Genomic DNA, 10,703 nt, shown 5'->3' with positions numbered 1-10,703 from the left:
GGGCCTTGTCCCTGGGAGAGTAGGTAGCTGCCGTATTTATCTAGCCTTCTTGTAGTACACAAGAAGGCTTTTTTATTATAGCTATAAATCAATTCCCTAGTGCTCTTCAAACACCGTTTATTGATTGCTAACCCTCATCCATCATTTTAGCGTTTTGCTTTAAAAAATGACTTCATTAAAAAAGCAGCTTCATCCGCTAAAACTCCTTTGGTAAGTATAGTTTTAGGATGAAATGGATATTGTTCTAATCCATATCTGCTGTATCCATTTTTTTCATCCGACGCCCCATATACAATTCGCCCAATTTTGCTCCAATATAAAGCACCCGCACACATTAAACAGGGTTCTAAGGTTACATATAAGGTAGCATCGGGTAAATATTTTGCACCCATTGCGGCAAATGCTGTGGTTAAGGCAATAATTTCTGCATGGGCAGTGGCATCTTTCAATAATTCTACTTGATTGTAGGCACGAGCAATAATTTCATTGTTTTGTACAATAATGGCTCCCACAGGTACTTCATCTGCCTCAAAAGCCAATTCAGCCTGCTCTAAGGCCTTGCGCATAAAATAGGTATCATCTTTTAAAACATCCATACTATAAAATTGAAAAAGGTGCAGTGAAAATAAAAAAAGGATTCTTAGACAAGAATCCCCATAAAAAAATTTATCTAACCCAATGTTTTTAGGGTAACAATTTTATTTGAATATTTTTATACCAAACATCATTCCCATGATCTTGTAAAGCTATGTGCCCTTCCTGAAACATGCCAAAACCCGGCATATCATTAAATTTACTGTGGGCAATCATATTTTTCCAATTATCATCCCACATAATTGTTTTTACTACCACCGTCCCATTTAAAATAAATTCCAGCTTGCCATGGTCGGCAATAATTTCTGCTGTATTCCATTCACCAACAGGCTTTACGGTTTCTTTGCTGCAGGCAATTAAATCGTACAAATCGCCGGCACGGTGTTTATGAATTTTACCATCAGGATGCCCATCATTATCTAGAACTTGCATTTCCATACCCGTATTCCAGGTTTCATGGTATTTTGCGGGATTGTCTTGCACAAAAAACAAAATACCACTGTTGCCGCCTTTTGAAATCTTCCAGTCAACTTTGAAATGGAAATTTTTAAATGATTCATTGGTAATGATATCACCACCACCATCAGTTTGATAATTTTTTTTGTTGGCAGCATTTAAATAAATAGCGCCATCCTGAATTGTCCAGGCCTTTCCAACCATTGTTTTTCCGTAACTATGCCACCCATTAAAGGTTTTATCATCAAATAACGATATCCATCCTTTTTGTTGGCCAGTAATACTTGCAATGGAAGCAGGTGTAATGTAGGTAAATGAAAAGGAAATATACAGTGCCAATATTCCCAATGTTGTAATGAAAATTTTTTTACGAAGCATTGTTATTGTTTTTAGTTAGAAAAAGTTGATTAGTCCTGCACATTTCCTTTTCTGTTACTTAAAATGCTACATTATGATTTTTTCAATAACAAAATGTACTTCACCATTTGTTCAGCATCGGCTACCGATAAATTAGGATGGGGTGTCATGGGTACTTGTCCCCAAACGCCTGAACCGCCTTTAATAATTTTTGCTGCTAACATTGGTATATCCTTGTCAGTGTATTTATTAGCAACATCACGGTATGCGGGGCCAATTAATTTTTCGTCAACCTTATGGCAGGTTAAACAATCGTTTTTGGCTATTAAAGCCAAACCTTTTTTATAATCAGGATTGTCTGATAAATCAGTAGAAGCTGCTGCAGGTGCAGGGGCTGCTGTTTCGGTAGTCGATCCGGAATTACCTGCTGCGGCATTTTGATCATTACTGCTTTGGTTACTGTTTCCACAGGCATATGCCAATAATGCCATGCTTAACACAATAGAAATTTTTTTCATAAAAAAACAAGTTTTGTTGAAATAATTTTACAAAGTTATTTTAATCCAAGTATCGCCCGGTTAAAATCTTCTGAAGCGCCGGTACCTGCAAAATCATCGAAAGCTTTTTGTGTTACCGGGATAATATGTTGTTGTATAAACGGGGCTCCTTCTTTAGCACCCTGTTCGGCACTTTTAATGCAACACTCCCATTCTAAAACAGCCCAACCTTTGTAATCGTAAGTGGCCAATTTGCTAAAAATCGATTTAAAATCTACCTGACCATCGCCCAAAGAACGAAAACGTCCGGCACGATTTACCCAACTTTGAAAACCACCATATACGCCTTGTTTACCGGTAGGATTAAATTCTGCATCTTTCACATGAAATGCTTTAATGCGCTCATGGTAATAATCAATGTAAGTAAGGTAATCTAAACATTGTAAAAGCAAGTGAGAGGGATCGTACAATAAACAGGCACGACGATGTTGCTCCACTGCATCTAAAAACATTTCAAAGCTAACCCCATCGTGTAAATCTTCTCCCGGATGAATTTCATAACAAACATCCACATCACACTCGTCAAAATATCGTAAAATAGGTAACCAACGGTTAGCCATTTCTGTAAAAGCAGTTTTTACTAAGCCGGCTGGCCGCTGTGGCCAAGGATACATCATTGGCCAAGCCAATGCGCCGCTAAAAGTAGCGTGTGCATTTAAGCCTAAGTTTTGCGAAGCTTTTGCTGCATAGCGTAATTGCTGAGCAGCCCATGCTGTGCGTGCAGTAGCATTACCATGCACTTCCTTAGGTGCAAATCCATCAAACAACGCATCATAGGCCGGATGTACAGCCATTAGTTGCCCTTGTAAATGGGTTGATAATTCTGTTATTGCCAAACCAAAACTATTTACCAATCCCTTTAATTCATCGGCATACGTTTTACTTTCTGCTGCCAATTGCAAATTAATACATCTGCTATCCCATGTTGGTATTTGAATGCCTTTATAACCTAGTGATGCAGCCCATTCACATATGCTTGAAAGGCTGTTAAATGGCGCTTCATTACCCATGAATTGCGCTAAAAATATGCCGGGACCTTTAATTGTTTGCATGGTAATTAATTTATGAAATCAGCAAAAGTACAAGCATGAGGCTGTGGTTGCGTCGCACACTTGTACGTTCTGTAATACTATTCGTCAATGCTATACCGTGTATGGCGTCCATTTTTCCGTTGCATGTGCCGAAGCAACTACACTATCAATAAAAGCCATTCCTCTAACCCCTTCATCTACCGATGGAAAATCGAGCATTTCTGCAGTAGGTTGTTCTCCATTCATTTCGGCTATTAGTGTTTGCGCAAAATTTCGGTAAATATTGCCAAAGGCTTCCAAATATCCTTCCGGATGCCCACCCGGTGTACGGCAATTATGGGTAGCAAACGATGAAAGCACTTGGCCATAATTGCTTCCGGCTCTCAAAATTTGCGTTGGAGCATCTAACCATTTTAAAAGTAGTGTATTCGGTTCTTGCTGCGCCCATTCAATACCACCCTTTTCCCCATAAATTCTAATTTTTAATGCATTTTCTTCACCGGCTGCTACTTGCGATGCCATTAAAACACCGGTAGCCCCATTGTCGAATTTTAGTAATACATTGCCATCATCATCCAACGCTCTGCCTTCAACCATAACATTTAAATCGGCACATAAATGGGTTATTTTTAAGCCGGAAACATATTCAGCCAAGTGGGCAGCATGGGTACCAATATCGCCCATGGCACCGCTTTTACCACTTTTTTTAGGATCGGTGCGCCAAGCAGCTTGTGCATTGCCTTCTCTTTCTGATAATTTACTTAACCAACCCTGTGGATATTCAACCCAAACTTTTCTAATTTTTCCCAAAGCCTGTGCTTTAATTAATGCACGTGCTTGTTTCACCATTGGATAACCTGAATAAGTATGTGTTAAACACAAATGCTTGCCCGTTAGTTTTACCTTTTCTCTTAATTGTTTGGCTTCCTCTAAGGAAAAAGTCATGGGTTTTTCAATAACAACATGAAAGCCTAAATCAAGTGCCATCATAGCAGGCGCAAAGTGTGCAAAATTGGGTGTAACTATGGTAACAAAATCAATGCGTTTATCAGCAGGTAATTGGCTTTCGGCTTTCAGCATTTCTTCATAACTAAAATAGGTTCTGTCTTTTGGCAAAAACAACATTTCACCTGAAAGCGTAGCTATTTCAGGGTGTATACTTAGTGCACCGCAACTTAATTCAATTAAACCATCCATATTTGCGGCAATGCGATGTATAGCGCCGATAAAAGCGTCTTTGCCACCGCCAATCATGCCCATGCGTAGTTTTCTTTTCATAATTAAAAACAATTTTTAGTAATCAAACTGTAGCCAAAATAAAGTTGTATGCCGGTTATAAGCAGTTGTTACAACAAGATTAATTGCTTCATTTGCCTTGCTAACAATTTATTTAAATGGCTTTGTATAAAACAATGTCATCAAATGTAAGCTTTGTGCAGTATAATTTTACAGGTTTATAAAGCGTTAAAAAAGGAATTGATTTTTATCAAAATTCTTGCTAATTGTGGCCGTTTTGAAAATAACTTCTACATTTAAGTTTCAAACCTATTTTCTAACGATTGATTATGCAAGCAAACATTCAAAAAAACAAATTATTTGTTGCCAGTTGTTTGGCCTTATTAGTTACTTCACTTTCTTTTGGTATACGTGCCGGAATTTTAGATACTTTGGGCACGCAGTTTCAGTTAAATAAGGCAGAGCTGGGAGCCATAGCTGCTACTGCATTTTGGGGTTTTCCATTGGCCATTATTTTTGGTGGTTTTGTAGTTGATATTATCGGGATGAAGCGGCTATTAATTGTTGCGTTTGTATTTCATTTGGCTGGAATTATTTTAACCATATATGCCGGAAAGTTTAGTAGTCCATACATGGCTTTGTTCATTTCAACCCTATTAATAGGATTAGCAAATGGTACTGTTGAGGCAGCTTGTAATCCACTCATTACTTCATTGTATCCTGAAAATAAAACCACCAAGCTTAATCACTTTCACTTATGGTTTCCAGGTGGTATTGTAATAGGTACTTTATTGGTGTTTTTGTTAGATAAAGTAGGCATAGGTTGGCAAATTCAGGTTGGCTTAATGATTATACCTACATTATTGTATGGTTATCTTTTTAGCAAATTATCTTTTCCTGTAACCGAACGTGTAGCAAAAGGGGTAAGTACAGCCAAAATGTATCGTTCTTTGCTCAATCCATTATTTATTATCATGATTATTTTAATGTTCGGAACTGCCATTACAGAATTATTTACCGGACAATGGATAGATGTTTTATTGAAAAACGTAAGTGATAATGCCCTTCTTTTATTAACCATTGAAACAGGTGTAATGGTTGTGGGCCGAGGTTTTGCCGGCCCGGTGGTGCATCGCTTATCACCTGCAGGTGTGTTATTTTTCTCTGCAGTTTTTTCTGCAATTGGTTTATATATACTAGGTCATACAACAGGTAATTTATTGTTTATAGGTGCGTTGGTATTTGGTTTGGGGGTGTGTTATTTTTGGCCAACCATGTTGGGTTTTGTTTCTGAAAACCTGCCTGAAACCGGTGCTGTTGGTCTTAATTTAATGGGTGGTGCAGGTATGTTTGCCGTTTCAGTTTACATGATGTTTATGGGTAGCTATTATGATAGTTTATTGGCTACACATTTACCTTCAAATGTTGATATTAAGACTTTTATGGAGGCTGCCCCGGGCAGTGATTTGGCTAATCAATTAAATGAAGCCAAAAAATTAGCCGGCCCAGCAATCATAAATGCCACATTTACCATACCTATTATTTTAATTATAGCATTTGCAGCATTGTTCTTTTATAAAAGAAGTCAAAAAAAACGTATGGTATCAATGGCATAATCTTTTTTGTTCCTTTTATTGAATGAATATGTATAATAGACGAAAAGCCATTCAAACTTTATTTACCGGAACAGCAACAGTTGCTGCAGCCCCCTTATTGCTTAATTTGAAATATGAAAAGCCGTATGCTAATATGTACTCTGCTTTAAAAGGCAATATTAATCATGCAGTATGTAGGTGGACTTATCAATACCTGCCATTAGATGAGTTGTGCCACACTGCACAACAAATTGGTATAAGAGGCATTGATTTGGTAGGCCCCGCTGATTGGGCAACATTAAAAAAATATGACCTCACTTCATCCATGTGTAATGGTGCTGAATTAAACCTAACTGATGGATGGGCTGATACCCGTTTTCATGCCGCACTCATTCCGCGTTATAAGGAACATATTGAATTAGTAGCCAAAGCCGGTTACAAAAATTTAATTTGTTTTAGTGGCAGCCGAAGAGGTATGGATAATGAAACCGGTTGGAATAATTGTGTAAAAGGATTGCAACAAATTATTGGCCTTGCTGAAAAAAATAATGTTACGCTGGTAATGGAATTACTGAATAGCAAAGTTGATCATAAAGATTATATGTGCGATCATACCGTTTGGGGTGTTGAACTTTGCAAACGTTTGGGTTCGCCTAATTTTAAATTATTATATGATATTTATCATATGCAAATTGATGAAGGTGATGTTATGAGAACCATACAACAATACTATCCCTACATTGGTCATTACCACACCGGTGGCGTTCCCGGGCGTCATGAAATTGATGAAACACAGGAACTGTATTATCCGGCTATTATGAAAGCAATTGTAGCAACCGGTTTTAATGATTTTGTTGCTCAGGAATTTATACCAACTGGTAACAATAAAATTGAATCACTTAAAAAAGCAATTGCTATTTGTGATGTTTAATTTTTTGAGTAGGAAAAGAAAAAAATAAAAAACGAATAATATAAATTTATAACATTTTAATTGAACAGCGATTATGGCAGATAATTATTTTGATGCAATTGTAATTGGTTCGGGAATTAGCGGCGGATGGGCTGCAAAAGAATTAACCGAAAAAGGTTTAAAAGTGTTAATGTTAGAGCGTGGCCAAAACATTGAGCACATTAAAGATTATGTAAATGCCAATAAAGATCCTTGGGAATTTCCTCATAGAGGCAGGCCTACCCAACAAATGATTAAAGATCATCCTGTTTTAAAGCGCGATTATGTATTGAATGAATTTAATGTTGATTGGTGGGTGAATGAACAAGAATCACCATATACTGAAATTAAGCGGTTTGATTGGTTTAGGGGCTACCATGTTGGTGGACGCTCTTTGTTGTGGGGCCGCCAAAGCTATCGTTGGAGCGATTTTGATTTTGAAGCGAACGCTAAAGATGGTATTGCCATTGATTGGCCGGTACGTTACAAGGAAATTGCACCTTGGTATGATTATGTAGAAAAGTTTGCCGGTATTAGTGGTAACCGTGATGGCTTGCCGCAACTACCCGATGGCCAATTTATGCCACCCATGGAAATGACTTGTGTAGAAAAGGATGTGGCTGCACGAATTAAAGACCATTATAAGGGTGCACGTAACATGATTATTGGTCGTACCGCCAATATTACCGTACCGCACGAAGGACGTACCAATTGCCAATACAGAAATAAATGTTGGTTGGGATGCCCATTTGGCGCTTACTTCAGTACGCAATCTGCTACATTACCTGCCGCTCAAAAAACAGGTAATTTAACCTTAAGACCATGGAGTATTGTTACTAAAATTTTGTACGATAAGGATACTAAAAAGGCAACAGGTGTTGAAGTACTTGATGCGCAGAACAATCAAACGTATGAATACAAATCAAAAATTGTTTTCTTAAACGCTTCTACTTTGAATAGCGCCTGGGTATTAATGAACTCAGCCACCGATATATGGCCCGATGGATTAGGCAGTAGCAGCGGTGAATTAGGACATAACTTAATGGACCATCATTTAGGTGTAGGTGCTTCGGGAATTGTAGATGGATATGAGGATAAATACATTTATGGTAGAAGGGCCAATGGTATTTATATACCTCGTTACCGAAATTTATTTGGTGATAAGCGCGACTACCTTCGTGGATTTGGTTACCAAGGTGGCGGAAGCCGTGAAGGCTGGAGCCGCAATATCCCCGAATTAAGTATTGGTGCTGCTTTTAAAGAGGCATTAACTGAACCCGGTACATGGACGATGGGTATGGGTGGCTTCGGTGAAATTTTACCTTACCATGAAAACAAAGTAACATTAGATAAAAATAAAAAAGATAAATGGGGTTTACCGGTATTGGCTATTGATTGCGAATTGAAAGAGAATGAATTGAAGATGCGTAAAGATATGCTGAATGATGCAGTTGAAATGTTAGAAGCTGCCGGCGTTAAAAATGTGCAAGGATGGGATGGGGATGGTACACCAGGCCGTGGTATTCATGAAATGGGTACTGCCCGTATGGGTAATGATCCTAAAACTTCTGTGTTGAACAAATACAACCAGGTTTGGGATGCGAAAAATGTATTTGTTACCGATGGTGCATTCATGGTTTCTGCTTCTTGTGTAAATCCATCGTTAACTTACATGGCCTTTACAGCAAGAGCTGCAAATTATGCGGTAGATGAGCTGAAAAAAGGAAACATTTAGACAAGCTTTAATTGATAAATTAAATATGCCCGGCAACGAACCCAATATTAATAACAAAGCGAATGCTGCCAATACTTACGATGCTATTGTAATTGGCTCGGGTATTAGTGGCGGATGGGCTGCAAAAGAATTAACCGAAAAGGGGTTAAAAACACTGATGTTGGAACGTGGCCGAAATATTGAGCATATTAAGGATTATAAAACAGCGCTATGGAATCCCTGGGATTTTCCGCATAGAGGCAGAACAACCGAAGCACAACGTAAGGCCTATCCCGTTATTCATCGTGGGTGGGCTGCCAGTGAAGCTGTAATGGATTACTGGACAAATGAACAAGATTGTCCTTATGTTGAAGTAAAACCTTTTACCTGGTGGCGTTCATATCAGGTAGGTGGTCGCTCATTGCTATGGGGACGTCAAAGCTATCGTTGGAGCGATTTTGATTTTGAAGCCAATGCTAAAGATGGTATTGCTATTGACTGGCCGGTGCGTTATAAAGAAATTGCACCTTGGTATGATTATGCTGAAAAATTTGCGGGCATTAGTGGATCTTTGGAAGGCTTACCCCATTTGCCCGACGGCCAGTATTTACCGCCTATTCCTTTAAATTGTGTTGAAAAAGAAGTAGCTGCTCGTATAAAAAAGCAGTATAACAATCAGCGTCATTTGTTTATTGGTAGGGTAGCAAATATTACAAAGCCTATTCAAAGCCGCACCAATTGCCAATTTAGAAATAGGTGTTGGGAAGGTTGTCCATTTGGCGGTTATTTTAGTACTCAATCAAGTACTTTGCCGGCAGCAATGGCAACCGGTAAACTAACGGTTAGGCCTTTTAGTATTGTTACTAAAATTTTGTATGATAAAGACAAGCAAAGAGCCACCGGTGTAGAAGTGTTAGATGCAGAGAATAATCAAACTTATACTTATCAGGCAAAAATAATTTTTTTAAATGCCTCTGCTCTAAACTCAGCTTGGTTGCTAATGAATTCTGCTACTGATATTTGGCCCGATGGCTTGGGAAGCAACAGTGGCGAATTGGGTCATAATATTATGGATCATCATTACAATTGTGGTGCATCGGGTGTAATGCCGGGTTTTGAAGATATTTATTATGATGGTGGTCGCCGCCCTACCGGATTTTATATTCCCAGATTTGCTAACTTGTACAATGATAAGCGGAATTATTTGCGTGGTTTTGGCTATCAGGGCAGTGCAAGCAGAGAAGGTTGGAGTAGAAATATAGCAGAATTACATATTGGCGCAGCATTTAAAGAAGCATTGACTGAACCCGGCGAATGGACAATAGGTGCTACCGGTTTTGGTGAAATATTGCCCTATCATGAAAATAAAATTACGCTTGATAAGCAAGTGAAAGACAAATGGGGTTTACCAGTTTTAGCAATGGATGCAGAAATTAAGGAAAATGAAAAAGCCATGCGTAAAGATATGGTTCAGGAAATGGCTGCCATGTTAACTGCTGTTGGCGCTACAAATGTAACCACTTGGGATAGTGGTCATGCAATGGGGCATGGTATTCATGAAATGGGCACAGCCCGAATGGGGAATGATCCTAAAACCTCTGTATTAAATAAATATAATCAGATTTGGGATGCTAAAAATGTATTTGTTACAGATGGTTCCTTTATGGTGTCATCTTCCTGCGTAAACCCATCATTAACCTATATGGCGTTTACTGCAAGGGCTGCAGATTATGCTGTAAGTGAATTGAAGAAGAATAATATTTAATAACCTTATTGTTGAATAATGACAAGAACGTATAAGTGAGTGACACAACAGAAGCTGCACAAAGTACTGTACGTTGGTAAAAAAATAAATATGCCACAGGATACTACTAACATACATTTAAATACTAAAGCCAAAGTGCAAAACACTTACGATGTTATTGTAATTGGCTCAGGTATTAGTGGCGGATGGGCTACGAAAGAATTAACCGAAAAGGGATTAAAAACGCTTTTGTTGGAACGCGGTAGAGATGTTGTACACATTAAAGATTACCCAACTGCAACTTTAAACCCATGGGATTTTCCGCATCGTGGAAGAATGCCTTTGAAAGTAGTTGCCGAGAATCCTGTAGTGGCACGCTGTTATGCATTTGGTGAGGCCACTAATCATTTTTTTGTGAAAGATGTTGAACATCCTTATGTGCAGGAAAAGCCTTTTGATTGGATACGAGG

9 protein-coding genes and 1 pseudogene are annotated in these 10,703 nt (G+C 38.4%); 5 read left to right on the top strand and 5 right to left on the bottom strand.

The genetic code is table 11. From position 1 onward, the window contains the following. Positions 1 to 146: 146 nt before the first annotated feature. The 5 genes from ACP5P5_RS13080 to ACP5P5_RS13060 form a co-directional block, all read right to left on the bottom strand. Positions 147 to 596: a nucleoside deaminase gene (locus ACP5P5_RS13080; protein WP_428286558.1), complete on the bottom strand. Its 450-nt coding sequence runs from the start codon at positions 594 to 596 to the stop codon at positions 147 to 149. 88 nt (positions 597 to 684) lie between these two features. Continuing rightward, positions 685 to 1,428 (bottom strand): 3-keto-disaccharide hydrolase, encoded by a 744-nt coding sequence (locus ACP5P5_RS13075; protein ID WP_428286557.1) that lies wholly within the window; start codon positions 1,426 to 1,428, stop codon positions 685 to 687. Between the two features lie 71 nt (positions 1,429 to 1,499). Next, positions 1,500 to 1,925: a c-type cytochrome gene (locus ACP5P5_RS13070; RefSeq protein WP_428286556.1), complete on the bottom strand. Its 426-nt coding sequence runs from the start codon at positions 1,923 to 1,925 to the stop codon at positions 1,500 to 1,502. 35 nt (positions 1,926 to 1,960) lie between these two features. After that, entirely contained in the window at positions 1,961 to 3,016 is a 1,056-nt protein-coding gene (locus ACP5P5_RS13065; protein ID WP_428286555.1) for a sugar phosphate isomerase/epimerase family protein, read from the bottom strand. Between the two features lie 90 nt (positions 3,017 to 3,106). After that, positions 3,107 to 4,273, bottom strand: coding sequence for a Gfo/Idh/MocA family protein (locus tag ACP5P5_RS13060; protein WP_428286554.1), 1,167 nt, complete (start codon positions 4,271 to 4,273; stop codon positions 3,107 to 3,109). 287 nt (positions 4,274 to 4,560) lie between these two features. Between ACP5P5_RS13060 and ACP5P5_RS13055 the strand changes: the two genes are divergently transcribed. The 5 genes and pseudogenes from ACP5P5_RS13055 to ACP5P5_RS13035 all read left to right on the top strand — a co-directional run. Then, positions 4,561 to 5,847 (top strand): MFS transporter, encoded by a 1,287-nt coding sequence (locus ACP5P5_RS13055; protein WP_428286553.1) that lies wholly within the window; start codon positions 4,561 to 4,563, stop codon positions 5,845 to 5,847. A gap of 28 nt (positions 5,848 to 5,875) precedes the next feature. After that, a complete protein-coding gene (locus ACP5P5_RS13050; RefSeq protein ID WP_428286552.1) occupies positions 5,876 to 6,757 on the top strand; it encodes a hydroxypyruvate isomerase family protein in 882 nt (293 codons plus the stop codon). A 73-nt stretch (positions 6,758 to 6,830) separates the two neighbouring features. Further along, positions 6,831 to 8,510: a GMC oxidoreductase gene (locus ACP5P5_RS13045; RefSeq protein ID WP_428286551.1), complete on the top strand. Its 1,680-nt coding sequence runs from the start codon at positions 6,831 to 6,833 to the stop codon at positions 8,508 to 8,510. A 25-nt stretch (positions 8,511 to 8,535) separates the two neighbouring features. Then, positions 8,536 to 10,254 carry a GMC oxidoreductase gene (locus tag ACP5P5_RS13040; protein WP_428286550.1) on the top strand — a complete coding sequence of 573 codons (1,719 nt, stop codon included), beginning with the start codon at positions 8,536 to 8,538 and terminating at the stop codon, positions 10,252 to 10,254. A 90-nt stretch (positions 10,255 to 10,344) separates the two neighbouring features. Then, positions 10,345 to 10,703, top strand: a pseudogene (locus ACP5P5_RS13035) (GMC family oxidoreductase); the annotation flags it as partial.

It is taken from the genome of Hydrotalea sp. (genome assembly GCF_049968455.1).
GTDB lineage: Bacteria > Bacteroidota > Bacteroidia > Chitinophagales > Chitinophagaceae > Hydrotalea.
The sequence above is the reverse complement of the archived record's forward strand: the minus strand, read 5'-3'. Positions and strand labels throughout refer to the sequence as shown.

What these genes read in the sequence shown, in the direction of transcription:
- ACP5P5_RS13080 (WP_428286558.1), bottom strand. Translation starts at nt 596, where the DNA reads ATGGATGTTTTAAAAGATGATACCTATTTTATGCGCAAGGCCTTAGAG.
- ACP5P5_RS13075 (WP_428286557.1), bottom strand. Translation starts at nt 1,428, where the DNA reads ATGCTTCGTAAAAAAATTTTCATTACAACATTGGGAATATTGGCACTG.
- ACP5P5_RS13070 (WP_428286556.1), bottom strand. Translation starts at nt 1,925, where the DNA reads ATGAAAAAAATTTCTATTGTGTTAAGCATGGCATTATTGGCATATGCC.
- ACP5P5_RS13065 (WP_428286555.1), bottom strand. Translation starts at nt 3,016, where the DNA reads ATGCAAACAATTAAAGGTCCCGGCATATTTTTAGCGCAATTCATGGGT.
- ACP5P5_RS13060 (WP_428286554.1), bottom strand. Translation starts at nt 4,273, where the DNA reads ATGAAAAGAAAACTACGCATGGGCATGATTGGCGGTGGCAAAGACGCT.
- ACP5P5_RS13055 (WP_428286553.1), top strand. Translation starts at nt 4,561, where the DNA reads ATGCAAGCAAACATTCAAAAAAACAAATTATTTGTTGCCAGTTGTTTG.
- ACP5P5_RS13050 (WP_428286552.1), top strand. Translation starts at nt 5,876, where the DNA reads ATGTATAATAGACGAAAAGCCATTCAAACTTTATTTACCGGAACAGCA.
- ACP5P5_RS13045 (WP_428286551.1), top strand. Translation starts at nt 6,831, where the DNA reads ATGGCAGATAATTATTTTGATGCAATTGTAATTGGTTCGGGAATTAGC.
- ACP5P5_RS13040 (WP_428286550.1), top strand. Translation starts at nt 8,536, where the DNA reads ATGCCCGGCAACGAACCCAATATTAATAACAAAGCGAATGCTGCCAAT.